The sequence below is a fragment of the Shimia sp. genome (genome assembly GCF_049116215.1).
GTDB lineage: Bacteria > Pseudomonadota > Alphaproteobacteria > Rhodobacterales > Rhodobacteraceae > Shimia.
Map to the genome: position 1 here is coordinate 159,666 of NZ_JAGDZB010000004.1, position 26,366 is coordinate 186,031.

Genomic DNA, 26,366 nt, shown 5'->3' on the forward strand with positions numbered 1-26,366 from the left:
GGTCGCTTGGTAATTGAGGTCACCGATGGCGTTTGCCTAGCATCCCTAGAGGCTCTTGGCTTTTTCGCGCAGGGCAAACTTCTGAATCTTGCCTGTTGAAGTTTTAGGTAACTCGCCAAACACCACCTTCTTGGGAGTTTTGAACCCGGCAAGGTGTTCCCGCGCAAAGGAAATCACCTCTTTCTCCTCTGCTGTTTGACCGTCCAGAAGCTCGACAAAGGCACAGGGAATTTCTCCCCATTTCTCGTCCGATTTGGCCACAACCGCCGCCAGGTTCACCGCAGGGTGATGCATCAGCACACCTTCGACTTCCACAGAACTGATGTTCTCGCCGCCAGAAATGATGATGTCCTTGGCGCGATCTGTGATCTGCACGTAGCTGTCGGGGTGCTGAATTGCGATGTCGCCGGAGTGGAAGTATCCACCGGCAAAGGCTTCTTTGGTGGCGTCGGGATTTTTCAGATAGCCTTTCATCACTGCGTTGCCACGGATCATGATTTCGCCATCTGCGGCGCCATCCATCGGAATTTGTGCCATCTGGTCATCCATCACGGTCATGTCTTCCATGAAGGGCATTGCCACACCCTGACGCGCTTTGATGGCGGCGCGGTCATGGCCTTCCAAGGTGTCCCAGCGGGTGTCATCCCACAGGCATTCTGTGGCTGGACCGTAAACTTCGGTCAGGCCGTAGACTTGCGTGATGTGGAAGCCCATAGGCTCGATTTTGGCCAATGTGGCTGGGGCAGGGGGAGCACCAGCGGTGAAAACTTCCACCACATGGTCAAACGCCCGGCGCTGCTCTTCAGGCGCATTGACCAACATATTCAACACAATTGGGGCACCACCGAAGTGGGTCACGCCCTCATCGGCAATCGCGTTGAAAATCGCCGGCGCGGTGATGTCCCGACAGCAAACAATGGTGCCACCCACCATCGGCATCATCCAAGTATGACACCAGCCGTTGCAGTGAAACAGCGGCACAATTGTCAGGTAGACCGGGTGCAAGGTCATGCGCCAGCTCAACACCTGTCCCATGGCGTTCAGATAGGCGCCTCGGTGGTGGTACACCACGCCTTTTGGCTTGCCTGTGGTGCCGGAGGTGTAGTTGAGCGCGATGCTCTCCCATTCATCCTGTGGCATGAACCAGTCAATACTAGGGTCGCCTTGCGCCAAGAGGTCTTCATAGGTCTGATGCCGCCCAGATGCCGGAAATTCAGCCTCTGGTGCCGCCACTTCAATCAATGTGGGCGCGGGCGTGCTCATCGCAGCGCAAGCTGCTTCTGCTAGTTCCAAAAACGCGCTGTCCACCAGCACCACTTTGGCTTCGCCATGTTCAAAGATGTAGGTCACCGTGGCGACATCCAGGCGGATGTTGATCGCGTTCAGCACAGCCCCGCAGGCGGGCACTCCAAAATGCGCCTCACAAGCCGCAGGCGTGTTGGGCAGCAGCGCAGCAACCACATCACCGGGTTTCACACCCAAACTGACAAGGCCGCTGGCCAGTCGGCTGCATCGGTCATGGTAGTCACGATAGGTTCGGCGAATCTCGCCATCGACCAAGGCGAGGCGGTCCGGGAAGATTTTTGCCGCACGCTTCAGCCCCGACAGCGGGGACAAGGGCACATAATTTGCCGCGCATTTTTCCAAACCAGTTTCATCAGACATCCAACCCATCGGCGAACCCTCCCATTTCATGCTGGATGCAATCTTGCGGATGTCGTTTCAAAAGGGAAGACGGTAATAATACGCACGCAGAAGTTGGTATTATTGAAACAATCATGCGTTTTGGGTGCCATTTCCAAGGTCGGGCGCGGCGCTGCAGCAAATGTATGGGCAAGCGGTCGCTGTTTCAAATTTCATTTAGTTTGAGCCTTCTCTCAGTTGAACTAAATGCAGGACAGCCTTCTGAGATTGTTTACGAATTGTAGAGGCTGGCACCAAACAATCGGACCTGCGGCTCAAAACCAATGAAGAGCCGTATGACTATTTGGATGGGGCCGAATACTCGATGGAACATACGGTGGGAACACTTCGCGACAAGGCCCGGGTGGCACTGGCGGCCAGGCGTCGCCAATCTAACTTGCGGCCGGTGATCACAACCACGGGGTGTGGGTTTGTGGCAGGCACCCGCGTGGCCACGCCGGGCGGGTGGGCTACCGTGGACAGCTTGCATGTCGGTGACGAGGTGCTCACATTTGATGCTGGATTTCAGCGCATCATGGCCATGGTGTTTGATCCGATCTTTAGCCACGATCACGTGACGCCGCGAAATCTCTGGCCGGTGTTTGTCCCTGCCGGGGCACTGGAAAATCGGCGTGATCTTCTGGTGCAACCGGGAGAGGGTGTCTTGGTGGAAAGCCCAACGGTCCGTGACAAATGGGGAGACCCCTATGCGGTCATTCCAGGTGCCGCATTGGATGTGATTGACGGCACATACCGTGTCGAGCCGGCTACACCGCTGAACGCAATCCTCCCGGTATTTTCCGAAGATCAGATGGTGTTTGTCAACGGCGGGGCGTTGTTGTTTTCCCAGTGTATCTGGGGCGTGCGCGCCGGGGTGCGGCCTCGGTTTGGCACTGCGGCCAACTACAATATGGTGCCGGTGCAAAGGGCGATGACAATGCTGGAGACTGGCGCCGTGCGGAATGTATCCGTGAAGCCAGAGATGATGCTCGCCGCAGCTTAGAGGATGCTCGAAAGAAAACGCCCGGCAGCGAAAGCTCCCGGGCGTTTTGCGTGTTTCTTAGAGCATCTTAGGCCGCGGCCTTAGCCTGTGGTCCAAAGCGGCCATAGAAGGTCTGACCTTTGTCAGCCATTTCGCGCAGCAATGGTGGGCAGGCGAAGCGGTCGCCAAACTTCTCCGCCAGTTGGTCACAGCGTTCCGCCGCCCAGGCCGCGCCAACGATGTCGAGCCAGCTGAATGGCCCGCCGGACCATGGCATGAAGCCCCAGCCCAGAATTGCGCCCACGTCACCTTCACGGATGTCTTCCAGAACACCAGCTTCAAGCGCGCGCACAGCTTCCAACACCTGCGCAAAGATCAGGCGGTGCTGCACTTCGATCAGGTCCGGTTGCTCTTCCAGAAGCGGGAACTTCTCGTTGAAGCCGGTCCAGTAATCGCCGCGCTTGCCTTTTTCGTCATAGTCGAAAAAGCCAGCCTTTGCCTTGCGGCCCAAGCGACCTTCTTCAACCATCCAGAAAGTCACGTCATCCGCAACAGACGCTGGATAGGCATCACCCATCGCAGCTTTGGTGGCTTTCGCGATTTTGGCACCAAGGTCCAAGGACGTCTCATCCACCAACTGGATTGGCCCCACAGGGAAGCCCAGAAGCTGTGCGGCGTGATCCAGAAGCGGACGGCCGACACCTTCACCTGCCATCATCACACCTTCGTTGATGTACGGAATGATGCAGCGGTTGGCGTAGAAGAAGCGCTCGTCGTTCACAACAATTGGCGTCTTGCGGATCTGACGCACGTAGTCGAGCGCCTTGGCCACGGCGCGGTTGCCTGTTTCCTTGCCTTTGATGATCTCCACCAACGCCATCTTCTCCACAGGGGAGAAGAAGTGGATGCCGATGAATTGCTCTTTGCGAACAGAAGCTTCCGCCAAGCCAGTGATTGGCAGGGTGGAGGTGTTGGAGGCGAAGATCGCATCCTCAGGGATGATCGCCTCAACCTTCTTGGTCATTTCGGCTTTCACGCCCACATCTTCGAAGACGGCTTCGATGATCAGGTCGACATCAGACAGGTTGTCCAGATCGGTGGTAGCGTTGATGCGGCCCAGCATGGCCTCTTTCTTCTCCGCCGTGACTTTGCCGCGCTTAATGCCTTTGTCGAGATAGGTTTCGGAGTAGGCTTTCCCGCGATCCGCCGCTTCTTGGTTGGTGTCGATCAACACAACATCCATGCCGGCCTGTGCGGAGACCAGCGCGATGCCTGCACCCATCATGCCTGCGCCCAGAACGCCCACTTTCTTGACGGACTGATCCGGCACGTCTGGACGGTTGGCACCTTTTTCCAGCGCCTCTTTGTTGATGAACAGGGATTGGATCATCGCCGAAGACGATGGGTTCATCAGCACGTTTACAAACCAGCGCGCTTCGATCTTCAGCGCGGTGTCAAACGGTACCTGTGCGCCTTCGTAGGCTGCAGACAGCAGCGCCTTGGCCGCTGGGTACACGCCCCAGGTGTTGCCGTTCACCATGGCCGAGGCACCAGCGTAGGTCATGAAACCGGCAGGATGATAAGGCTCGCCGCCCGGCATTTTGTAGCCCTTGGCATCCCAAGGCTTCAGGATGTCTTTGTCCGTGGCGTTCAGCACCCACTCGGTCGCGGCCGCAACAGGATCGTCGACCACTTCGTGGATGATGCCCGCGGATTTGGCTTTCTTAGGATCAACCATCTTGCCTTGCAGCAGGAACGGCGAGGCCGCCATCGCACCCATCATGCGGATGAAACGTGTGGTGCCGCCCATGCCAGGGAAAATGCCAACCATGATTTCCGGCAGGCCGATTTTGGCTTTTGGGTTATCCGCAGCAAAGATGCGGTGGGTTGCCAAAGGCAGTTCCAGGCCAATGCCAAGTGCGGTGCCGGGCAGCGCGGAAGCAATTGGCTTGCCGCCCTTGTTGGTTTTTGGGTCCATGCCTGCACGCTCGATTTTGCGCAAGAACTTGTGACCCATCATAGTGAAGTCAAACAGCGCCTGCGCAGGTTCATCACCGGCGTCCGCACGAATGGAACCAAGCACGTTCAGGTCCATGCCGCCGGCAAAGGTGTCTTTGCCAGAGGTGATCACCGCGCCTTTGATGTCGTCGTTGCCCAGCACCTCGTCGATGCAGGCTTCCAGGTCGCCAAAGGCCTCACGGCTTAGCACGTTCATCGATTTGGACTTCACGTCCCAGGTGATGATGGCGACACCATTGTCGCCGACTTTCATTGTGAAATCAGTCATGTCTTTTATCCTAACGTCAGCCGGTTACACGCGTTCGATGATGGTGGCCGCGCCCATGCCGGACGCGATGCAAAGAGTGGCCAGACCGGTTTCTTTGTCCTGACGCTCCAACTCGTCCAGCAATGTACCAATGATAATTGCGCCGGTCGCGCCCAGAGGGTGACCCATGGCGATGGAGCCGCCGTTCACGTTTACCAGCGCCGGATCAACATCAAACGCCTGCTGGAAGCGCATCACAACCGAAGCGAAAGCTTCGTTGACCTCAAACAGATCGATGTCGCTGATTGCCATGCCTGCGTCTTTCAGGATCTTCTGTGTCGCAGGCACCGGACCGGTCAGCATGATGGTTGGGTCCAGACCAATTTTGCAGGTCTGTTTAATCACCGCACGTGGCTTGATGCCGTATTTCTCACCAAACTCTTTGTTGCCGATCAGCACGCCCGCAGAGCCGTCCACGATACCGGAGGAGTTCCCGGCGTGGTGGATGTGGTTGATCTTCTCAAGATGCGGGTACTTCATGATCGCCAGTTTATCAAAGCCCGGCATCACTTCGCCTTGTTCCTTAAACGCAGCTTTCAGGCCACCAAGCGACTGCATGTCGGTGCCCGGACGCATGTACTCGTCTTTGTCGAGAATGGTCAGGCCGTTGATGTCTTTGACAGCCACAATGGACTTATCAAACCGGCCCTCGTCCCAGGCCACTGCGGCGCGGCGTTGGGATTCTACAGCCAGTTGGTCTGCTTGATCACGGGTGAAACCGTACTCAGTTGCGATGATGTCCGCCGAAATACCCTGCGGCACAAAATACATGTCCATTGCGACGGACGGGTCCACGGCAATGGCAGCCCCGTCAGAGCCCATCGGTACGCGCCCCATCATTTCCACACCACCGGCGATATAGGCATCGCCTGCGCCGCCTTTGACCTGGTTGGCCGCGAGGTTCACGGCTTCCATACCAGAAGCGCAGAAGCGGTTGATCGACAGGCCTGGAATGATTTCGTCTAGGTCAGACGCCAAAACGGCGGTCCGCGCGAGGCAGCCGCCTTGTTCTTTCACCTGAGTCACATTGCCCCAAATCACGTCTTCAACGGCGTGGCCTTCCAGGCCGTTGCGCTCTTTCAGGCTGTTCAGAACCGTTTTGGACAGGGCAACAGAGGTCACCTCGTGCAGGCTGCCATCTTTGCGGCCTTTGCCGCGCGGGGTGCGCACGGCGTCATAGATATAGGCTTCAGTCATTGTGGTCTCCTATTATCAGGCGAGATCAGGCGCGGTCCGCAGGGGAACCGGGCATCAGGTCGTAGGGGTGTTTCCACCCCGGCGTGTCGGAAATATTGGTCAGCCAGCGGTCGATGTTGGACCACTCGGCGCGGTCAAAGCCAAAGGGCTCTGGATAGTAGAGGTAAGAACAGCAGGTCAGGTCCGCGTTAGTCAGGCCGTCGCCCACAATCCAATCACGTCCCTCAAGATGTTTGTTCAGTATGTCATAGGCGCCTTTGAGGCGGCCTTGGTTGAAGGCAATCACCTCTTTGGGCTGTTTGTCTTCTGGCATGAAGTTGAGCAGAAACCGGGTCATGCCCGCAAACGAGCTCAGTTTGTGGTTGTCCCAGAACTGCCAACGCAGGATTTCGCGGCGTTCGTCGTTGTCACGGCCAGAAAATTTCCCGGTTTTCTCTGAAATGTAATCCTGAATGACCGAGGACTGTGTCAGGCTAAAGTCGCCATCCACAAGCACAGGCGCCTCACCCATCTCATTGACGTTTTGGCGATATTCATCGGAGCGGGTTTCGCCTGCAAAGAAGTCCACCTTCACCGGTTCCCAGTCGAGGCCGGAAAGTTCCAATGCCAAAGCGGCTTTGTAAGAATGGCCGCTTTCTCCAAAACAGTAGAGTTTGATTGTCATGCCGTCCTCCCCTTGGCAAATTTCTGCGCGGGCTTGATCACCGTTTGCGGTCATCCAAAGTCGCGTTGAACTGGCGCAACCGATGCGCCAGTTGGTCGTCGTCTGTTACAGCGTCGAAGTTCTCAAATAGAAACGACAGCGCCTCACCTTCGTCCAGACCTGCCTCCGTCGCAAAACTTCTGAGCTTGCGATAGCCATCCTCTGTCATGGCAACAGGGAAACGGCGGGTCAGTCGAAAACGTTTGGGCATCTGTCCTCCATTATGACGCCAGCAAATGAGAGGGAGGGCGGGGAGGTCCCCGCCCAACCGGATCAGAACTGGTCTGCAGCCAGCGCCATCACGGTGTCGCCACCGGATTGGATACGCGCAAGGTGCATCCCGGTCGCTGGCAGACGGCGCGCCATGTAGTAGCGGCCGGTGATCAGCTTGGTTTCGTAGAAGTCCTTGTCTTCAGCGCCAGAAGCCAGTGCTGCGTTTGCAGCTTTGGCCATCTGCGCCCACATTAGGCCGAGGCAGACATGACCGAAGAGGTGCATGAAGTCGTTGGAACCGGACAGCGCATCGTTCGGGTTCTTCATTCCAGCCTGCATGAAGTACATGCCAGCGGCCTGCAGATCCTTAGAAGCTTGCTTCAGCGGCCCAACAAAGTCTTTCAGCGCTTCGTCTTCGCCGTTTTCCTTGCAGAAAGTTTTTACCAGTTCAAAGAAGGCCATAACGTGCTTGCCGCCATCCGCCGCCAGCTTACGCCCCACTAGGTCCAGCGCCTGAACGCCATTGGCACCTTCGTAGATCATCGCGATACGCGCATCGCGAGTGAACTGGCTCATGCCGTGCTCTTCGATGTAACCGTGGCCGCCGTAAACTTGCTGCGCTTTGACAGTCATGTCGTAGCCTTCATCGGTCAGGAAGCCTTTGATGACCGGTGTCATCAGGGATACCAAACCGTCCGCGTCTTTGTCACCTATGCGGTGGGATTCATCGAGCAGTTTTGCCCCCCACAGGATGAACGCGCGGCCTGCTTCGACAAAGGATTTCTGATCCATCAGGGAGCGACGGATATCCGGGTGCACGATTAGCGGATCTGCCGGGCCATCCGGATTTTCTACACCGGTCACGGCGCGCCCCTGTAGGCGGTCTTTCGCATAGTCGACGGCGTTTTGATAAGCCACTTCAGCGGCGGAGAGGCCTTGCATCCCCACGCCCAGACGCGCTTCGTTCATCATGGTGAACATGGCGCGCATGCCTTTGTTCAAGTCGCCCAGCAGGTAGCCTTCGGCCTCATCATAGTTCAGCACGCAGGTGGAGTTGCCGTGGATGCCCATCTTCTCTTCGATGCTGCCAACGGAGACGCCATTGCGGGCGCCAATGGTGCCTTCGTCATCCACAATGAACTTGGGCACGATGAAGAGGGACACGCCTTTGATGCCTTCCGGGCCGCCGGGCACTTTCGCCAGCACCAGGTGCACAATGTTGTCGGCCATGTCGTGGTCGCCTGCGGAGATAAAGATCTTCTGACCGGAGATTTTGTAAGTGCCGTTGTCTTGTGGTTCTGCCTTGGTGCGCATCAGACCCAGATCTGTACCACAGTGTGGCTCGGTCAGGTTCATGGTGCCGGTCCACTCACAAGAGACCATCTTTGGCAGCCATTTGTTTTTTTGCTCATCGGTGCCGTGGGCTAGGATCGCCGCCGCCGCACCGTGGGTCAGGCCCTGATACATGGTGAACGCCTGGTTGGATGAGGAGAACATCTCACCAACAGCGGTGCCGAGCACCTGCGGCATGTTCTGTCCGCCGTATTCTTCGGGCATGTCCAAACCCGGCCAGCCGCCTTCTTTCACTTGCTCAAACGCCGCTTTGAAACCTGTTGGTGTATAGACAACACCGTTTTCCAAACGACAGCCTTCTTGATCGCCAACGACGTTGAGAGGGGCCAAAACTTCGCCGGTCAACTTGCCAGCTTCTTCAAGCACGGCGTTGGTGAAATCAGCGTCCAGGTCGCTATAGCCTGGAATGTCTGAGTTGGAGACGTTCAGTACGTCGTGCAGTACAAACTGCAGGTCTTTTACGGGCGCGGTATAGATCGGCATATAGCTCTTCCCTTTGGATGATCCGAGACGGAATTTGGTGTGCGTCGCTTACTGAGCGGCGTCTTTTTGCGTTGTGAGATCGGTGAGGAACTGTTCACCCCATTTGAGTTGTTCGCGCAGATCGTCGATCGCTTCGTTCAACTCGTCGCGTTGTTCTTCCATGTCTTTGAGGCGGTGCTTGGCCACCTCATAGGTGCGTTGCATCTGCGTCGCCTGTTGATCGCCCATGTCATAGAGGTCGAGCAGCTGGCGAATTTCCTCGAGAGAAAATCCAAAACGCTTGCCACGTAGGATCAGTTTCAAACGGGCGCGGTCACGTTTGGTGAACAAACGCTTTTGGCCCTCGCGAACGGGGAACAAAAGTTCCTTGGACTCGTAAAAACGCAGGGTGCGAGGAGTCACGTCATAGACGTCACACATCTCGCGAATGGTCATCGTTTCTTCGCTCATCGTTGCGTCCTTTCTTACGGAAGTTGGGAACAAAATGGGCTTCGGGAGCTGGGTTACTATACAGCTTGACGTTAACGTAAGTAAGACGTCACGTCACAAATTGAAGTGACGTAGGATCAGTTTTTTCAGCTTAAGCGATATCCTGCGCATCAAAGCAGCGCGGGGTGGCAAAAGAAAAGGCGCCCAATGGGCGCCCTGATGGCTGGTCAATGTGTTTCAGGAGGAGATGACCGCTTAGGTGGCTTTGGTGAGGAAACCCGCGGTTTCGTCCCGCAGTTCCTTTAATTCCCGCATCGCCTCATCCAATTGTTGGCGCTGCTCTTCAAGCTCTGCCATCTGGCGGTCAGCCATTTCTACAAAAGCCTGCATCTGTGCGGAGGTGCCATCGTTTTCATAAATCATGAGCCACTGGCGGATGTCTTCCAGCTTAATACCGAAACGGCGTCCGCGCATGATAAGGGTCATGCGGGCGATCTCACGGGGGCCAAAAAACCGGCTGCGTCCTTCACGTTCCGGCTGCAAGAGCTCGATATACTCATAGTAACGCAGCGTTCTCGGCGTGACGTCAAAACGGGCGCACATTTCCTTAAAAGTCATGCGAGTATCAGACATTTGCGGGGCCTCCTTGGAGGCGAAACTTAGTTTGCATCCGCAGCAAGAGCAACCGCCCCCTTGAAGCCAGCGACAAATGGCGCTCATAAAGGATAAAAATCAGTCGGAGGCAGGGCATGGACCCGGATAAGGCAAAAATGGCGGAGCATTTCATCAATGCGATTCCCCATTGCAAGGCGTTGAACATGCGGCTGACGGACATTGGCGCCGGCAAAGCAGAGATGGAATTGCCCTATGACGCCAAAATTGTTGGCGATCCGGAAACTGGGGTTTTGCACGGCGGCGCGGTCTCGGCCTTGATGGACACGTGTTGTGGAGCGGCCGCCATGTGCCACCCATCCTCTCCGTCGGGCACAGCCACAATTGATCTGAGAATTGACTACATGCGCGCGGCGACGCCGGGGCAAAATGTGCGCACCAAAGCGGAGTGTTATCACATCACCCGTTCGGTGGCTTTTGTGCGTGCTACTGCGTTTGATGATGACGACACTCGTCCCGTTGCCACGGCAACCGGCGCCTTTACCGTGCAGAGGAGCTGAGTATGCCGCGTCCCCGTCCTGAACCCGTTCAAGTGGTCAAGCAACGCCGTGACGCTGCGCTCTCTGCGCTTGTGCATGGTGTGCCATATATCAATTTCCTCGGCATCGAGTTTGAGCGCCGTGGCGATGAACTCACAGCAATCCTGCCGTTTGATGACAAGCTGATTGGCAACCCACTTTTGCCCGCCATTCATGGCGGTGTGACGGCGGGCTTTCTTGAGACTACGGCGGTGATTGGGTTGGCTTGGTCTGGCTTGTGGGATGACATCGAGAGCGGTCAGATTTCCATGGAAAGCCTGACCGAAGGCCATTTGCCCCGTTTGCCCAAGACCATCGACTTCACAGTGGACTACCTGCGATCCGGTTTGCCTCGCGATGCCTATGCGCGGGCGCGGGTGAACCGCTCGGGCCGTCGCTATGCCTCTGTGCATGTCGAAGCCTGGCAAGACCAGCGCGACGTGTTGTTTGCACAGGCCACGGGCCACTTCTTGATGCCATCCAAAGATGAGTGAAACACCACAAGCAAGTGGCGTCGGCGATATCACGCACCGGCGCATTCTGCACACCGCCCTTCCGATTGTTCTGTCCAATGCCACAGTGCCTATCCTTGGTGCGGTGGACACAGGTGTGGTTGGACAGTTGGGCGAAGCTGCGCCCATTGGTGCTGTAGGCATTGGCGCAGTTGTTCTCGCTGGCCTCTATTGGATTTTTGGTTTCCTGCGGATGGGCACAACCGGCCTAACCGCACGTGCGAAAGGGGAAGGGCGGCACGGTGAAGTGGCCGCGATGCTCACCCGCGCAGTGATGATCGGCGTTGCCGCCGGTGTGCTTTTGATCCTTGGTCAGGTGTGGTTCTTCCGAGCCGCGTTTTGGCTTTCCCCGGCTTCCCCAGAAGTGGAGACGCTGGCCCAGCAATATCTCCAAATCCGTATTTGGTCGGCCCCTGCGGCGATTGCAATCTACGGCCTTACAGGGTGGTTGATTGCACAGGAGCGCACAAAGGCTGTTTTGGTCATTCAGCTTTGGATGAACGGCGTCAACATCATACTCGATCTGTGGTTTGTGTTGGGGCTTGGCTGGGGCGTCGAGGGGGTGGCCATTGCCACGGTCTTTGCCGAAGTGACGGGCTGCGCTATGGCGGTTTATTTGTGTCGGGATGTGTTTCAAAACCCTGCATGGAGAGAAAAGGCGCGTGTGCTGGACCCTGCCGCCCTGCGTGAAATGGCGGCCGTAAATGGCGACATTCTGCTGCGCTCGTTGATGTTACAGGCCATCTTTATGTCGTTCCTGTTTCTCGGGGCTGACTTTGGCGATGATACATTGGCGGCCAACCAAGTGCTGCTGCAGTTTTTGTACATCACCGCACATGCGCTCGACGGATTTGCCTTTGCGGTGGAAACCCTCGCGGGACAAGCCTTTGGCGGTAAGGACCGAGCAGGCCTGCGACGTGCCACCTACATGGCATCGATTTGGGCTGTGGTTGGGTCTCTGTTAATAGCGGCAATCTACTGGATTTTTGGCGGAATGATCATCGACGCGATGACAACTTCCGATGCGCTGCGATCATTGGCGCGTGATTTTTTGCCCTGGGTGATCGTGTCTCCCTTGCTAGGCGTCGCCCCCTTCATGTTGGACGGCGTCTTCATTGGCGCCACTCAAACCAAAGACATGCGCAACATGATGGTGCTTTCGACTATCACATATTTTGCCGCCGTAGCGCTGTTGGTGCCGGTTTGGGGCAATCACGGGCTGTGGTTGGCCTTGATGGTGAGCTTTGTCGCTCGGGGGGCAACTTTGGCCATACGCTATCCTGCCTTGGAGGCACGTGCAGCGCGGTGACAATTTAACTCTCTGAGACATTTATTAGATTTTGCAGGGCGGCATGGTTTCATGTCGCCCTTTTGCGTAGCCGCAGGGCAGGTCGCGCGAAATTTTCTTGATCCGTGGTGCGACTCGGTCTAGTTATTGAACAACTGTTCAATAACTGGAGGGGGTGCCCCATGTTCATGCACACGATGAATTTTGATCTGGGTGAAGACGTCAACGCGCTGCGCGAGATGGTGCACCGCTTTGCGCAAGAGCGCATCAAGCCGATGGCTGCGGACATCGATCTCAAAAACGAATTCCCCAATGAGCTTTGGAAAGAGTTTGGCGACTTGGGTCTGCTGGGCGTGACAGTCCCAGAAGAATTTGGCGGGGCGGGCATGTCCTATCTGGCACATGTGATTGTGGTGGAAGAAATCGCCCGTGCCTCTGCCTCTGTGTCGCTGTCCTACGGCGCGCACTCCAACCTCTGCGTGAATCAGATCAAGCTCAACGGCACCGACGAGCAAAAAGCCAAGTATCTGCCGCGACTGTTGTCCGGAGAACATGTTGGCGCATTGGCCATGTCTGAACCTTCTGCGGGCTCCGACGTTGTGTCGATGAAGCTGCGGGCGGAAAAGCGCAACGATCGCTTTGTTCTGAACGGCAACAAATACTGGATCACCAACGGTCCGGACGCTGACACGCTGGTGGTTTATGCGAAAACCGATCCCGACGCTGGTCCACGTGGCATCACCGCCTTCCTGATCGAGAAAGAGATGAAGGGTTTCACCACATCTCCGCATTTTGACAAGCTTGGCATGCGCGGCTCCAACACCGCCGAACTGATCTTCGAAGACGTGGAAGTGCCATTTGAAAATATTCTCGGCGAAGAGGGCAAAGGTGTTGCTGTTCTGATGTCCGGACTGGACTATGAACGTGTGGTTCTGGCAGGCATCGGCACCGGCATCATTGCAGCATGCTTGGACGAAATCATGCCCTACATGGTGGAGCGCAAACAGTTCGGTCAATCCATCGGCAACTTCCAACTGATGCAGGGCAAAATCGCGGATATGTACACGGCAATGAACTCTGCGCGCGCCTATGTGTATGAATGTGCCAAAGCCTGTGACGAAGGCCGCATCACCCGTCAGGACGCCGCGGCGTGTTGTCTTTACGCCTCTGAAGTGGCGATGACGCAAGCGCACCAAGCGGTGCAGGCCATGGGTGGCGCGGGCTACCTGTCCGACAACCCAGTGGGCCGGATTTTCCGTGACGCAAAGCTGATGGAAATTGGCGCAGGCACCAGTGAAATTCGCCGCATGCTGATTGGTCGCGAATTGATGGCGGCGCAGGCGTAAGAGCTCTGCAAAGCGTGATTGAACTGGGGGTAGAGCGGGACTTCGTTCCTGCTTATCCTCGGCAAAAATCAGCGTTTTGAAAGGCAATGGATATGCGTTTTGTTTTGGCGATCTCGGCAGCTCTGACCTTTGGCACAACCGTGTTGGCGGAAGGGCTGACAGGATTCACCCCGGCGGCAACCGAGCAGTGCCTTGCATCCATGTCGGAAAACCAATGGCCAAACACCTGTATCGGCCATTCGGCGACGGTCTGTATGGAAACCACCGAAGGCGGCTGGTCCACCATCGGTATGAGCCGGTGCTGGGAGCAAGAGTTAAACTACTGGGATGCTCGCCTGAACGCGGCTTACAAAGACGTGCGCGCAAAACGCAAGCGCAGTGACGCCATCGAAACCCAAGCGCCCTCTCAGGTAGAGGCGCTTAAACAGATGCAGCGTGCGTGGATCACCTACCGCGATGCCAAATGCGCCTATGAACGCTCGCATTGGTTTGGGGGCACCGGCGGTGGCCCAGCCGCGATCAGCTGCCTGATGTATGAAACCGCCAATCAGGCGCTTTATTTGGAAGTGGACGCGCAGGTGGAGTGAGACACTCCATGAGGCCGTTCGAGGAAATGGGATACGACAATGAGTAAGTTGCAATCCAAAGTGATCACCTCGTCTGAAGATTTTGCCGCCAATCGCGCGGCGCATCTTCAGATGATTAATGATGTGCGTCAGGTGGCAGAAGCGGCCCGGTTGGGCGGTGGCGAGAAGTCCCGTGCACGTCACGAAAGCCGTGGCAAAATGCTGCCGCGCCGGCGTGTAGCTGGGCTGCTAGATCCCGGCTCGCCATTTCTTGAAGTTGGCGCGACGGCAGCACATAACATGTATGACGGCGCCGCGCCCTGCGCCGGTGTTGTGGCAGGGATTGGCCGGGTGCACGGGCAAGAGGTCATGGTGGTGTGCAACGACGCTACCGTTAAGGGCGGCACCTATTACCCGATGACCGTCAAGAAACACCTGCGTGCCCAAGAAATTGCCGAGCAGAACAATCTGCCATGTGTGTACTTGGTGGACAGCGGCGGTGCGAACCTGCCGCAGCAAGACGAGGTCTTTCCGGATCGCGACCACTTTGGCCGTATCTTCTTCAACCAGGCGAACATGTCCGCCAAAGGCATTCCGCAGATCGCCGTGGTGATGGGTTCTTGCACCGCCGGTGGTGCCTATGTGCCCGCCATGTCCGACGTGACCATCATTGTGAAAGAGCAGGGCACCATCTTCCTTGCAGGTCCGCCACTTGTGAAGGCAGCAACGGGTGAAGTTGTGAGTGCCGAAGATCTTGGCGGCGGCGACGTACACACTCGCTTGTCTGGCGTGGCCGACTATCTGGCGGATGATGATGCGCACGCGCTGGCCTTAGCCCGTGACGCACTCAAGCACCTCAACCGCACCAAGCCACAAACCGTCGATTGGCAAACGCCTGAGGAACCCGCTTACGACCCTGAGGAAATCCTCGGTGTGGTGCCGGGCGGCTTGCGCACCCCGTATGACATCCGCGAGGTCATTGCCCGGGTAGTAGACGGCTCCCGGTTTGATGAATTTAAGAAACGCTTTGGCGAAACCTTGGTCTGTGGCTTTGCTCATGTGAAAGGCTGCCCGGTCGGCATCATCGCCAACAATGGCGTGCTCTACTCGGAAAGCGCGGCCAAAGGGGCGCATTTTGTCGAGCTGTGCTCCCAACGCGGTATTCCGTTGGTGTTCCTGCAAAACATCACCGGCTTCATGGTTGGCCAGAAATATGAAGCCGAAGGCATCGCCCGACATGGCGCCAAAATGGTGACCGCCGTGGCCACCACCAAAGTGCCTAAAATCACAATGCTGGTAGGTGGTTCATTTGGCGCAGGCAACTATGGCATGGCTGGGCGTGCTTACTCTCCGCGGTTCCTGTGGAGCTGGCCCAACAGCCGCATTTCGGTGATGGGCGGCGAACAGGCCGCAGGTGTTCTCGCAACGGTGAAGCGGGATGCCATCGAACGCCAAGGAGGCGAATGGTCTGCGGATGAAGAGACCGCCTTCAAAAAGCCCACGCTCGACATGTTTGAGGAACAAAGCCACCCGCTCTACGCCTCCGCGCGCCTATGGGATGACGGCATTGTCGACCCGCGCAAAACCCGCGACGTGCTGCACCTGAGCCTTACAGCCTCTCTCAACGCGCCAATTGAGGAGACCAAGTTCGGTGTGTTCCGGATGTAATCTTCTCTTGGCCCAAAATATCCCCGGGGGTCCGGGGGCAGGCAGCCCCCGGTCCGACGTCTCAACACAAAGGACCACCCGATGTTTGAAAAAATTCTAATCGCCAACCGTGGTGAGATCGCCTGTCGTGTGATGGAAAGCGCTCGCTCAATGGGTGTGAAAACCGTTGCTGTGTATTCCGATGCGGACGCGACGGCGAAACACGTCGCGCTGGCAGATCAAGCCGTGCACATTGGTGGGGCCGCGCCAGCAGACAGCTATCTCAAAGGCGACGTGATCATCCAGGCCGCTCTGGACACCGGCGCGCAGGGCATCCACCCCGGCTATGGCTTTCTCTCGGAAAACCCTGAGTTTGTTGAGGCGGTCGAGGCCGCTGGCCTGACTTTCATCGGTCCATCAGCGAAAGCCATCCGCGCCATGGGCCTAAAAGACGCCGCCAAGGTGCTGATGGAAGAGGCCAATGTGCCGGTGGTGCCAGGCTACCATGGTGACAATCAGGACGCGGCATTCTTGGCTCAGCAGGCTGAGGAAATTGGCTATCCGGTGCTAATCAAGGCTGTCGCTGGCGGCGGTGGCAAGGGCATGCGCCTTGTTGGGAAATCTGCAGACTTCGCGGATGCACTGGCATCCGCGCAGGGCGAGGCCACTACGGCCTTTGGCAACCCCGATGTGCTGATCGAAAAATATGTCACAAGCCCACGCCACATTGAGCTGCAGGTCTTTGGTGACGGTGAAAAGGCTGTGCATCTGTTTGAGCGTGACTGTTCACTGCAACGCCGCCACCAAAAGGTTATCGAGGAAGCGCCCGCGCCGGGTATGACCGAAGAGATGCGCGCGGCAATGGGCGATGCCGCTGTGCGCGCTGCAGAGGCGATCAACTACAAAGGCGCAGGCACCATCGAATTTATCGTGGATGGCTCTGATGGTCTGCGCCCGGACGGCTTCTGGTTCATGGAAATGAACACCCGCCTGCAAGTGGAGCATCCTGTCACCGAAGCCATTACCGGCGTTGATCTGGTGGAATGGCAATTGCGGGTCGCTTCCGGTGAAACGCTGCCGAAACAGCAAGATGAACTGACCATCGCCGGCCACTCATTTGAAGCACGCATCTATGCTGAGGATGTGCCCAAAGGCTTCCTGCCTGCCACTGGCACACTCTCACATCTTTCGTTCCCAAATGAGACCCGTATCGACAGCGGTGTGCGGGCAGGGGACACAATCAGCCCGTGGTATGATCCGATGATTGCCAAGCTGGTGGTGCATGGATCAACACGCGAGATTGCGCTAAAGCAGTTGGAGCGCGCCCTGCGCTGGACGGACGTTGGCGGCACTGTGACCAACGTGAGCTTTCTGGCCTTGCTGGCGGCGCAACCCAACTTTGTGGCGGGTGATGTGGACACAGGCTTGATCGAGCGCCACATTGATGCGCTCGCCGTTCAGCCGTCGGCCTGCACCAAGGCGCGCTCGGTGGCGGCGCTGACAACTTTGGGCTTGCGGCCATTGGATGGATCTGCGCCGGCCGAAACGCTGGTTCTGTGGTCTCCGCTGACGCACAGCGTGTCCCTGATCCACAATGAAGAGCGCATTGATGTGGATGTACGTGTAAACGACACCGGCAACTACAGCGTTCTGGTTGGTGAGACGGAGCACACCGTCACATACAAAGGTGGCAGCTGGTGGGTCGACACCACCAAAGTGCCCGCGCGCACCGCGCAGAACGGCGACGAGCTGACTGTGTTTTGGGGCAACGGCTATCGCTTCACCGTCGTGGACCCGCTGGACCGCGAAGACGAAGGCGGGGCTGGCGGTAACGTGATTGCCGCACCGATGCCAGGCTTGGTGAAAGCGATTTTTGCGGAGGCCGGACAAGAGGTAAGCGAGGGCGATCGCCTGGCCATTCTGGAAGCAATGAAAATGGAGCACTCTCTGCTTGCGCCGCGCGATGGTGTGGTGGCGGATGTTCTGGCAAGCGCAGGCGCTCAGGTTGAAGACGGCACCGCGCTGATTGTCTTGGAAGAAGATGAAGACTCATGAGTGCGGTTTTACACTCCATTGCGGGCAGCCGGTCCTTTCGGGTGAACTGGCTGCTGCACGAGCTGGGCGAAGCGGTGCAGATTGTGCCGTATCAGATTATGGATGGCTCTTTGCAACAGCCTGACTTTAAGTCCTTGTCCCCGGCGCGGCGCGTGCCGGCGTTGGAGATCGACGGGCGGGTGCTCTATGAAAGCGGTGCGATTGTGCAGTACCTCTGCGAAACCCGCGAGGGACATATCCTGATGCCAGAGGTGGCCAGCGATGAGCGTGCCGACTGGCTGCAATGGCTGCACTACGCAGAGACCATCGCGGCAGGCATTCAAAACCTCAACATGCAGCATCTGTTCTTGCCCAAAGATTGGATGAAGTCGCCCACTGTAATGGGGATTGAGACCAAACGGCTGGCAATTGCTTTGAAAGCCGTAGAGAGCGCCCTGACTGATGGACGGGACTTTTTGTTGGCGAGCGGGTTTTCGGCTGCGGATGTGATGATGGGCTTCACGCTAGAAAGCGCCAGCCGTTATGTGCGATTTGACGGCTATTCCTTGACCACGGCCTACCTACGCCGCATCGAAGCGCGTCCGGCCTATAAGGCGGCGCAGGCCGCCGAAGGGCCACAACAGTTTTACACGCAAGACTTCTATGATTTGCCGAAGCAGGGGGCGTAACCATGTCCAAAACCGTTGAAATTTTCGAAATGGGCCCGCGCGACGGATTGCAAAACGAAAAGCGCCAAATCCCGACATCCGAAAAAATTGCGCTGGTGGATTGCCTGTCCAAGGCGGGGTTCAAACGCATCGAGGTTGCCAGCTTTGTCAGCCCCAAATGGGTGCCGCAGATGGCGGACTCGGCGGAAGTGCTCGCAGGCATCACTCGTGCCGACAGCGTTAGCTACGCGGCCCTCACGCCAAACATTCGCGGCTTTGAAGGCGCGGTCGCGGCCAAAGCGAATGAGATTGCAATTTTTGGCTCTGCCTCAGAAGGGTTTTCCAAAGCCAATATCAACGCCACAATCGCGGAAAGTCTAGAACGCTTCGCGCCTGTGGTGGCGGCAGCCAAAGAAATTGGCCTGCCGGTGCGTGGCTATGTGAGTTGCGTCACTGATTGTCCTTATGATGGCGCCACACCGCCAGAGAAGGTGGCAGAGGTTGCGAAACACCTGTTTGACGCGGGCTGTTATGAAGTCAGTCTGGGTGACACCATTGGTCAAGGCACGCCTGAGAGCATCACGGCGATGCTAGAAGCCGTTTTGGAGGTGGTGCCCGCCGATTTGGTGGCGGGGCACTACCACGACACCGCCGGGCGGGCGCTTGCCAATATCGAAGCATCTCTGGCGCTAGGCATACGCGTGTTCGATGCCGCTGTTGGCGGCCTCGGTGGCTGCCCTTATGCGCCGGGGGCAAAAGGCAACGTGGCCACCGAAGCCGTAAACGCGCGCTTGTTGGCGCTGGGCTTTGAGACGGGGCTAAATGCGGAAGTTTTGGCGCAAGCCGCAGAGATGGCGCGGGCCATGCGTGCAGCGAACGAAAAGGCAGAGGACGCAAAATGACCTACGAAACCCTCACCATCGACACCGACGCGCGCGGTGTTGCGACACTCACTCTGAACCGTCCGGAAAAGCACAACGCGATGTCCGGGCAAATGATTGTCGAGCTCAAACAGGCGGCTGAGGCGCTGGGCGCGAACGACGCAGTGCGCGTTGTCGTGTTGACCGGTGCCGGCAAAAGTTTCTGTGCCGGGGGGGACCTCGGCTGGATGCAGGCGCAAATGGCGGCTGATCCGAACACCCGCTTTGTAGAGGCACGTAAGCTGGCCGAAGCGTTGCAAGCGCTCAACACTATGCCCAAGCCGCTGATTGGCCGCCTTCAGGGCAATGCTTTTGGCGGCGGTGTCGGCATGGCATCGGTGTGCGACGTGGCGATTGGCGTGGATACGCTGACCATGGGGCTGACGGAAACCAAGCTGGGGCTGATCCCGGCGACCATCGGCCCCTATGTGCTGTCGCGCATGGGGGAAGCAATGGCACGCAGGGTCTTTATGTCAGCACGCCTTTTTAAAGCGCCAGAGGCGGTCACGCTGGGATTGTTGGCCAAAGCCGTGCCAGCGAATGATCTGGATGTCGCGGTGGAGGCGGAGGTCACGCCTTACCTGGCCTGCGCGCCGGGGGCGGTGGCCCGCGCTAAAGCATTGGCCCGCAAACTTGGACCAACAATTGACGACGACGTGATTGATCACACAATTGGCGAGTTGGTCGCCTGTTGGGAAGGTGAAGAGGCCAAAGACGGCATTGGCGCCTTTTTTGCCAAGCAAAAGCCAAGTTGGGCAGTCTGAACACCCCACACCACATGTGGAGGCGCGCGAAAGCCTCCGCGTGCGGTGTCCTGTAAATAACCGACACATCACGATTTTTGCGAACGCTGGCGGAAACAGCACCTTGCCGCGCATCCCCTGAACTTTCCGAGTGATTTTGTCGGGTTTCGGAATCAACGGTCAAATTGTCCCGTTTCAAGAGGTGGGAGGGAAAAAATGGCACCGGCTTAATGCCGCACGTCCTTGTGAATTGGTGTTAGGCTATTGATTTTATTCAGATAACAGTAAAGTCACGTCCTCCTCAAAACTTGCGCTAAATGTTGACCCCGCCATGGGGCAGGGGTAAACCCCGCAGAGAGTCTATACAGCCATCTGACTGCACCGTGCTGGCGTGCATGAAAGGAGCTACCCTTGGAAGAGATGCTTCGGGAATATTTTCCCATCCTCATCTTCGCAGCCGTTGCCATCGGTCTCGGTCTTGTTTTCATTCTCGCAGCCGTTGTTTTGGCCGTCCGCAACCCGGACCCGGAAAAAGTTTCGGCCTATGAATGTGGTTTCAACGCCTTTGATGACGCGCGTATGAAATTTGACGTTCGGTTTTACCTCGTCTCAATCCTTTTCATCATCTTTGATTTGGAAATCGCCTTCCTTTTTCCTTGGGCGGTCGCCTTCAAGGATGTCTCGATGGTGGGGTTCTGGTCGATGATGGTATTCCTTGCGGTTCTGACCATCGGCTTTGCCTATGAGTGGAAAAAAGGAGCTCTGGAATGGGAGTGATGACAGGTGCAAACACCGCTGGTGTCGACAAAGAAGTTGTCACTCAGGCGCTGAATTCCGAGCTTCAGGACAAAGGCTTCCTGCTGACCAACGCGGAAGATCTGATCAATTGGGGCCGCACCGGCTCTTTGCACTGGATGACCTTTGGTCTGGCCTGTTGCGCGGTTGAGATGATGCACACTTCCATGCCGCGCTATGATGCCGAACGTTTTGGCATTGCGCCGCGCGCCTCCCCGCGTCAGTCCGACGTGATGATTGTGGCGGGCACGCTGACCAACAAAATGGCGCCCGCTCTGCGCAAAGTCTACGACCAGATGCCAGAGCCACGTTACGTAATCTCCATGGGCTCCTGTGCCAATGGTGGCGGCTACTACCACTACAGCTATTCTGTGGTGCGTGGCTGTGACCGTATTGTACCGGTCGACATCTACGTCCCAGGCTGCCCGCCAACCGCCGAAGCGCTGCTTTATGGTCTGTTGCAGCTGCAACGCAAAATCCGCCGCACGGGGACAATTGAACGATGACCGAAGCCCTGAATGAACTTGGCGCTCACATCGAGCTCAAACGCCCGGATTGTGTGATTGGCTGGGACGTCGCGTTTGACGAGCTGACCATCGATGTGGCTCCAGCCAATATCGCAGCTTTTGTAGAATTCCTGCGCGCGGATGCGACCTGTCGCTTCTCCACTCTCGTGGATATCACTGCTGTGGACTATCCAGAGCGCGCCAAACGCTTTGATGTCGTCTATCACTTCCTGAGCATGTATCAGAACCACCGCGTGCGTCTGCGTGTCTCGGTGCGCGAAGATGAAATGGTGCCCTCGATTGTGCCGGTGCACCCGTCGGCCAACTGGTTTGAGCGTGAAGTGTTCGACATGTTTGGCATCATCTTCTCCGACCACCCGGACTTGCGCCGCCTGTTGACGGATTATGGCTTCCGTGGTCACCCGCTGCGCAAAGACTTTCCGACCACCGGCTACACCGAAGTGCGTTACGACGAAGTGCAAAAGCGCGTGGTATATGAGCCTGTGCAGCTGACACAGGATTACCGCCAGTTTGATTTCATGTCTCCATGGGAAGGGGCTGAATACATCTTGCCCGGTGACGAAAAAGGGGACGCGAAATGATGGACGGCTCCAAATTTGACGACGGCAGCGTAGATGCGCTGAGCGGCGAACAGCAAATCAGGAACTTCAACATCAACTTCGGCCCGCAGCACCCTGCGGCCCACGGCGTGCTGCGTCTGGTGCTGGAACTGGACGGCGAGATTGTCGAACGCTGCGACCCGCACGTTGGTTTGCTGCACCGTGGCACCGAAAAACTGATGGAAAGCCGCACCTACCTGCAGAACCTGCCGTATCTCGACCGCCTCGATTACGTGGCGCCGATGAACCAGGAACACGCATGGTGTCTGGCGATTGAAAAGCTAACCGGCACCGAAGTGCCGCGTCGTGCGCAGCTCATTCGTGTGTTGTTCTGTGAAATTGGCCGTATTCTGAACCACCTGATGAACATCACCACACAGGCGATGGACGTTGGCGCGCTGACCCCACCGCTGTGGGGCTTTGAAGAGCGCGAGAAGTTGATGGTGTTTTATGAGCGTGCCTGTGGCGCGCGTCTGCACGCCAACTACTTCCGCCCCGGCGGTGTGCATCAGGATCTGCCGGACCAGCTGGTGGATGATATCGAAGAATGGGCCATCGAGTTTCCGGAAGTGATTGCCGACATTGACGGATTGCTGACCGAGAACCGGGTTTTCAAACAGCGCAACGTTGATATCGGTGTGGTGAACGAGCAAGAAGTGCTGGACTTTGCCATGTCCGGTGTCATGGCACGCTCTGCCGGCCTTGCTTGGGACCTGCGTCGCGCGCAACCATATGAATGCTACGACGAGTTTGAGTTCCAAATTCCAGTTGGCAAAAATGGCGACTGTTACGACCGCTACCTGATGCGCATGGAAGAAATGCGCCAGTCTTTGTCGATCATGCGTCAGGCGATTGTGAAACTGCGCGAAGCCACGGGTGACGTTTTGTCCCGAGGCAAGCTGACCCCGCCCAAACGCGGCGACATGAAAACCTCGATGGAAAGCCTGATCCACCACTTCAAGCTTTACACCGAAGGCTTCCACGTGCCCGCCGGTGAGGTCTATGCCGCGGTCGAAGCGCCCAAAGGCGAGTTTGGCGTCTACATGGTGGCGGATGGCACCAACAAACCTTACCGTGCCAAACTGCGCGCGCCGGGATATCTGCACTTGCAGGCGATGGATCACATCGCAACCGGTCACCAGCTGGCCGACGTGGCCGCCATCATCGGCACCATGGATATCGTTTTTGGGGAGATCGACCGATGAAAACCCGCAGCTTTATTGCCGCATCGTTTTTGGTTTTGAGCGGCCAGGCCGCCTTGGCTAACCCGACCTTCCCAGAAATGATTTCAGACTCCAACGGCTATCTGAACATCCGTGACAACGTCGTCCTCGTAGAGACGGATGACGGCAGCTATGTGTGCCGACTGAATATCACCGACGCGGCTTTTGATGCCCAGGTTAAGGGCGAAGACATCGCGGATGACGCGGCTTCCGCGACATGCATCCCGCTTGAGGAGTTTGACAACTAATGCTCCGTCGTCTGTATCATGACCAGCCCGAAAGCTTTGCTTTCACTGAGGCAAACCAGACCTGGGCCGAGGCTCAGATCACGAAATACCCGGAAGGCCGCCAAGCCTCTGCCGTGATCCCACTTCTGTGGCGCGCGCAGGAACAGGAAGGCTGGCTGTCTAAGCCAGCGATTGAGACCGTCGCAGACATGCTCGACATGGCCTACATTCGTGTGCTCGAAGTGGCGTCCTTCTATTTTATGTTCCAGATGCAGCCGGTTGGCTCCGTCGCACACATCCAGATTTGCGGCACCACGTCCTGCATGATCTGCGGCGCCGAAGACCTGATCGCTGTGTGCCAAGAAAAGATCGCCGCAAAACCGCATCAGCTGAGCGCGGACGGCAAGTTTTCTTGGGAAGAAGTTGAATGCCTTGGTGCCTGCACCAACGCGCCAATGGCGCAAATTGGCAAAGACTATTTCGAAGACCTGACTGCGGAAGGTTTTGCCAAGATGTTGGACGATCTGGCCGCTGGCAAAGTGCCAACACCGGGTCCACAAAACGGACGCTATTCCTCGGAGCCGCTGTCCGGTCTAACCAGCCTAAAAGAATACGACAGCGGCAAGACGCAATACAACGCGTCCGCGCAGTTGGCGACGGATATTGGCGACTCCATCAAGCGCATTGACGGCACCGAAGCGCCAATTCTGACGCCCTGGGTTGGCAAAGATGGCGTTGTCGCTGGTCGCGCCGCCGAAGGTCAGCCTCCCAAACCCGCGCCGACGCCCAAGCCAGCCGCGAAGCAGGCGGAAGAGGCCAAGAAAGCCGAGAAGCCGAAGGCAGAGAAAGCAGAAAAGCCAAAAGCTAAGGCTGAGAAGCCTAAGGCGAAAAAGCCCGCTGCCAAAAAAGCCGCAGCTTCTGCCGGTGCTGACGATCTGAAACAGCTCAAGGGCGTTGGCCCGGCACTGGAGAAGAAGCTGCATGCCAATGGTGTGACCACCTTTGCGCAGATCGCAGCGTGGGGTGCCGAAGAGATCGCTGACATGGATGACAAACTGTCGTTCAAAGGCCGCATCGAGCGTGACGGTTGGGTCGATCAGGCCAAGCTACTGGCCGCCGGTGAAGCCACCGAATTCTCCAAGAAAGTCGCCAAAGGCGACATCTACGAGGATTGATAAATGACTGAGAGACAATCGGATCAGGACGTGGCGCGCAAAAGCCGCATGGTGTCGGTGGTGATCGCCGGAACCATTCTGATTTGGCTGGCTCTCAACGTGATTGGAAAGATGGCGGGATTGCCAGGGCGCTTTGCGCTGCTGTTTGATTTTGCTGCAATGGCTGCGCTGATCTGGGCGTTGGTCAACATCTATCAGATCTGGCGCGCGCGTCAGGCAGACAAAGGGTAACGGGATGCTCAAAGATCAAGACCGTATCTTTACCAACCTCTACGGTATGCATGACCGCACACTGGCAGGCGCCAAGGCGCGTGGTCACTGGGATGGCACCGCAAAGCTGATCCAGCAGGGGCGGGATTCGATCATCGATACCATGAAGGCGTCTGGCCTGCGTGGCCGCGGCGGCGCGGGCTTCCCAACCGGTCTGAAGTGGTCCTTCATGCCTAAGGAAAGCGACGGTCGTCCGGCCTATCTGGTGATCAATGCGGATGAATCCGAGCCAGGCACCTGTAAAGACCGCGAAATCATGCGCCATGATCCGCATACGCTGATCGAAGGGGCGTTGATCGCCTCTTTCGCCATGAACGCGCACACCTGCTACATCTATATTCGCGGCGAATACATCCGCGAGCGTGAAGCGCTGCAGGCGGCGATTGACGAAGCTTATGACGCGGGCCTTCTGGGCAAAAACGCAGCGGGCTCTGGTTGGGACTTTGACCTGTTCCTGCACCACGGGGCCGGCGCCTATATCTGCGGCGAAGAAACCGCGCTGCTGGAAAGCCTCGAAGGCAAAAAAGGCATGCCGCGCATGAAACCGCCGTTCCCAGCAGGGGCCGGTCTGTATGGCTGTCCAACCACGGTGAATAACGTGGAATCCATCGCTGTTGTGCCAACCATCCTGCGCCGTGGCGGCGAGTGGTTTGCTGGTTTTGGTCGCCCCAACAACGCGGGCACCAAGCTGTTTGGCATCTCCGGTCACGTGAATAACCCTTGTGTGGTTGAAGAAGAGATGTCGATCTCTTTTGAAGAGCTGATCGACAAACACTGCGGCGGCATCCGTGGCGGCTGGGACAATCTGCTGGCTGTGATTCCGGGTGGCTCTTCCGTGCCTTGCGTGCGTGGCGAGAATATGCGTGATGCGATCATGGATTTTGATTACTTGCGTAACGATTTGGGCTCCGGTCTTGGTACCGCAGCAGTGATCGTCATGGACAAGCAGACCGACATCATCAAAGCGATCTGGCGCCTGTCCAAATTCTACAAACACGAGAGCTGTGGCCAGTGTACCCCGTGTCGCGAAGGCACCGGCTGGATGATGCGTGTGATGGACCGCCTGGTGCGTGGCGAAGCGCAGATCGACGAGATCGACATGCTCTGGGACGTGACCAAGCAGGTCGAAGGCCACACAATCTGTGCTTTGGGCGACGCAGCTGCGTGGCCAATCCAAGGTTTGATCCGCAATTTCCGCGAGGAAATCGAAGATCGCATCAAAGCCAACAATACCGGGCGCATGGGCGCCTTTGCTGCGGAGTAAAGA

General features: G+C 57.2%; 27 protein-coding genes. 19 read left to right on the top strand and 8 right to left on the bottom strand.

The window, feature by feature from the left end; genetic code table 11:
• Positions 1–45: 45 nt before the first annotated feature.
• Positions 46–1,674 carry an AMP-binding protein gene (locus JXR15_RS14185; RefSeq protein WP_422053868.1) on the bottom strand — a complete coding sequence of 543 codons (1,629 nt, stop codon included), beginning with the start codon at positions 1,672–1,674 and terminating at the stop codon, positions 46–48.
• A gap of 346 nt (positions 1,675–2,020) precedes the next feature.
• On the opposite strand from JXR15_RS14185, the gene JXR15_RS14190 reads away from it, so the two are divergent.
• Positions 2,021–2,686 carry a Hint domain-containing protein gene (locus JXR15_RS14190; RefSeq protein WP_422053869.1) on the top strand — a complete coding sequence of 222 codons (666 nt, stop codon included), beginning with the start codon at positions 2,021–2,023 and terminating at the stop codon, positions 2,684–2,686.
• Between the two features lie 67 nt (positions 2,687–2,753).
• On the opposite strand, the gene JXR15_RS14195 is transcribed toward JXR15_RS14190, so the two are convergent.
• From JXR15_RS14195 to JXR15_RS14225, 7 genes are all read right to left on the bottom strand, one after another.
• The gene (locus JXR15_RS14195; RefSeq protein ID WP_422053870.1) at positions 2,754–4,952 is read right to left on the bottom strand and encodes a 3-hydroxyacyl-CoA dehydrogenase NAD-binding domain-containing protein; all 2,199 of its coding nucleotides are present in this window, start codon (positions 4,950–4,952) and stop codon (positions 2,754–2,756) included.
• A 24-nt stretch (positions 4,953–4,976) separates the two neighbouring features.
• Positions 4,977–6,188, bottom strand: coding sequence for an acetyl-CoA C-acetyltransferase (locus JXR15_RS14200; RefSeq protein WP_422053871.1), 1,212 nt, complete (start codon positions 6,186–6,188; stop codon positions 4,977–4,979).
• Between the two features lie 25 nt (positions 6,189–6,213).
• Positions 6,214–6,852, bottom strand: a complete 639-nt coding sequence (locus tag JXR15_RS14205) for a glutathione S-transferase family protein (RefSeq protein WP_422053872.1) — start codon at positions 6,850–6,852, stop codon at positions 6,214–6,216.
• 37 nt (positions 6,853–6,889) lie between these two features.
• Positions 6,890–7,102 carry a hypothetical protein gene (locus JXR15_RS14210; RefSeq protein ID WP_295175263.1) on the bottom strand — a complete coding sequence of 71 codons (213 nt, stop codon included), beginning with the start codon at positions 7,100–7,102 and terminating at the stop codon, positions 6,890–6,892.
• 62 nt (positions 7,103–7,164) lie between these two features.
• A complete protein-coding gene (locus tag JXR15_RS14215; RefSeq protein WP_422053873.1) occupies positions 7,165–8,940 on the bottom strand; it encodes an acyl-CoA dehydrogenase C-terminal domain-containing protein in 1,776 nt (591 codons plus the stop codon).
• A gap of 48 nt (positions 8,941–8,988) precedes the next feature.
• Positions 8,989–9,390, bottom strand: coding sequence for a MerR family transcriptional regulator (locus JXR15_RS14220; RefSeq protein WP_283427207.1), 402 nt, complete (start codon positions 9,388–9,390; stop codon positions 8,989–8,991).
• A 234-nt stretch (positions 9,391–9,624) separates the two neighbouring features.
• A complete protein-coding gene (locus JXR15_RS14225; protein WP_422053874.1) occupies positions 9,625–10,002 on the bottom strand; it encodes a MerR family transcriptional regulator in 378 nt (125 codons plus the stop codon).
• Positions 10,003–10,118: 116 nt separating this feature from the next.
• Here JXR15_RS14225 and JXR15_RS14230 point away from each other — a divergent pair, with 116 nt between their 5' ends.
• The 18 genes from JXR15_RS14230 to nuoF all read left to right on the top strand — a co-directional run bounded on the left by JXR15_RS14230 (position 10,119) and on the right by nuoF (position 26,363).
• A complete protein-coding gene (locus JXR15_RS14230; RefSeq protein ID WP_422053875.1) occupies positions 10,119–10,541 on the top strand; it encodes a PaaI family thioesterase in 423 nt (140 codons plus the stop codon).
• Positions 10,542–10,543: 2 nt separating this feature from the next.
• The gene (locus JXR15_RS14235) at positions 10,544–11,053 is read left to right on the top strand and encodes a PaaI family thioesterase (RefSeq protein ID WP_422053876.1); all 510 of its coding nucleotides are present in this window, start codon (positions 10,544–10,546) and stop codon (positions 11,051–11,053) included.
• The gene (locus tag JXR15_RS14240) at positions 11,046–12,380 is read left to right on the top strand and encodes an MATE family efflux transporter (RefSeq protein WP_422053877.1); all 1,335 of its coding nucleotides are present in this window, start codon (positions 11,046–11,048) and stop codon (positions 12,378–12,380) included. The genes JXR15_RS14235 and JXR15_RS14240 overlap by 8 nt, the downstream gene beginning before the upstream one ends.
• Positions 12,381–12,541: 161 nt before the next feature.
• On the top strand, positions 12,542–13,705 hold the full coding sequence (locus tag JXR15_RS14245; RefSeq protein WP_422053878.1) for an isovaleryl-CoA dehydrogenase: 1,164 nt from the start codon (positions 12,542–12,544) through the stop codon (positions 13,703–13,705).
• 92 nt (positions 13,706–13,797) lie between these two features.
• Positions 13,798–14,292, top strand: coding sequence for a lysozyme inhibitor LprI family protein (locus tag JXR15_RS14250; protein ID WP_422053879.1), 495 nt, complete (start codon positions 13,798–13,800; stop codon positions 14,290–14,292).
• 39 nt (positions 14,293–14,331) lie between these two features.
• Positions 14,332–15,939 (top strand): carboxyl transferase domain-containing protein, encoded by a 1,608-nt coding sequence (locus JXR15_RS14255; protein ID WP_422053880.1) that lies wholly within the window; start codon positions 14,332–14,334, stop codon positions 15,937–15,939.
• An 81-nt stretch (positions 15,940–16,020) separates the two neighbouring features.
• Positions 16,021–17,973 (top strand): acetyl/propionyl/methylcrotonyl-CoA carboxylase subunit alpha, encoded by a 1,953-nt coding sequence (locus JXR15_RS14260; protein ID WP_422053881.1) that lies wholly within the window; start codon positions 16,021–16,023, stop codon positions 17,971–17,973.
• Positions 17,970–18,641 (top strand): glutathione S-transferase family protein, encoded by a 672-nt coding sequence (locus JXR15_RS14265; protein WP_422053882.1) that lies wholly within the window; start codon positions 17,970–17,972, stop codon positions 18,639–18,641. The genes JXR15_RS14260 and JXR15_RS14265 overlap by 4 nt, the downstream gene beginning before the upstream one ends.
• A gap of 2 nt (positions 18,642–18,643) precedes the next feature.
• The gene (locus tag JXR15_RS14270) at positions 18,644–19,522 is read left to right on the top strand and encodes a hydroxymethylglutaryl-CoA lyase (protein ID WP_422053883.1); all 879 of its coding nucleotides are present in this window, start codon (positions 18,644–18,646) and stop codon (positions 19,520–19,522) included.
• Positions 19,519–20,304, top strand: a complete 786-nt coding sequence (locus tag JXR15_RS14275; RefSeq protein ID WP_422053884.1) for a crotonase/enoyl-CoA hydratase family protein — start codon at positions 19,519–19,521, stop codon at positions 20,302–20,304. Before JXR15_RS14270 ends, JXR15_RS14275 begins: the two co-directional genes overlap by 4 nt.
• A 390-nt stretch (positions 20,305–20,694) precedes the next feature.
• Positions 20,695–21,060, top strand: a complete 366-nt coding sequence (locus JXR15_RS14280) for an NADH-quinone oxidoreductase subunit A (RefSeq protein ID WP_283427194.1) — start codon at positions 20,695–20,697, stop codon at positions 21,058–21,060.
• Complete coding sequence (locus JXR15_RS14285) at positions 21,051–21,584, top strand: NuoB/complex I 20 kDa subunit family protein (RefSeq protein WP_164644800.1); 534 nt, start codon at positions 21,051–21,053, stop codon at positions 21,582–21,584. The genes JXR15_RS14280 and JXR15_RS14285 overlap by 10 nt, the downstream gene beginning before the upstream one ends.
• Positions 21,581–22,186 (top strand): NADH-quinone oxidoreductase subunit C, encoded by a 606-nt coding sequence (locus tag JXR15_RS14290; protein WP_422053885.1) that lies wholly within the window; start codon positions 21,581–21,583, stop codon positions 22,184–22,186. Before JXR15_RS14285 ends, JXR15_RS14290 begins: the two co-directional genes overlap by 4 nt.
• Positions 22,186–23,409: an NADH-quinone oxidoreductase subunit D gene (locus JXR15_RS14295; protein WP_422053963.1), complete on the top strand. Its 1,224-nt coding sequence runs from the start codon at positions 22,186–22,188 to the stop codon at positions 23,407–23,409. Before JXR15_RS14290 ends, JXR15_RS14295 begins: the two co-directional genes overlap by 1 nt.
• Positions 23,406–23,675 carry a hypothetical protein gene (locus JXR15_RS14300; protein WP_422053886.1) on the top strand — a complete coding sequence of 90 codons (270 nt, stop codon included), beginning with the start codon at positions 23,406–23,408 and terminating at the stop codon, positions 23,673–23,675. Before JXR15_RS14295 ends, JXR15_RS14300 begins: the two co-directional genes overlap by 4 nt.
• Positions 23,675–24,829, top strand: a complete 1,155-nt coding sequence (locus JXR15_RS14305; RefSeq protein WP_422053887.1) for an NADH-quinone oxidoreductase subunit E — start codon at positions 23,675–23,677, stop codon at positions 24,827–24,829. Before JXR15_RS14300 ends, JXR15_RS14305 begins: the two co-directional genes overlap by 1 nt.
• A gap of 3 nt (positions 24,830–24,832) precedes the next feature.
• Positions 24,833–25,060, top strand: a complete 228-nt coding sequence (locus JXR15_RS14310) for a DUF5337 domain-containing protein (protein ID WP_422053888.1) — start codon at positions 24,833–24,835, stop codon at positions 25,058–25,060.
• Between the two features lie 4 nt (positions 25,061–25,064).
• Positions 25,065–26,363, top strand: coding sequence for an NADH-quinone oxidoreductase subunit NuoF (gene nuoF, locus JXR15_RS14315; protein ID WP_299427383.1), 1,299 nt, complete (start codon positions 25,065–25,067; stop codon positions 26,361–26,363).
• Positions 26,364–26,366: the final 3 nt, after the last annotated feature.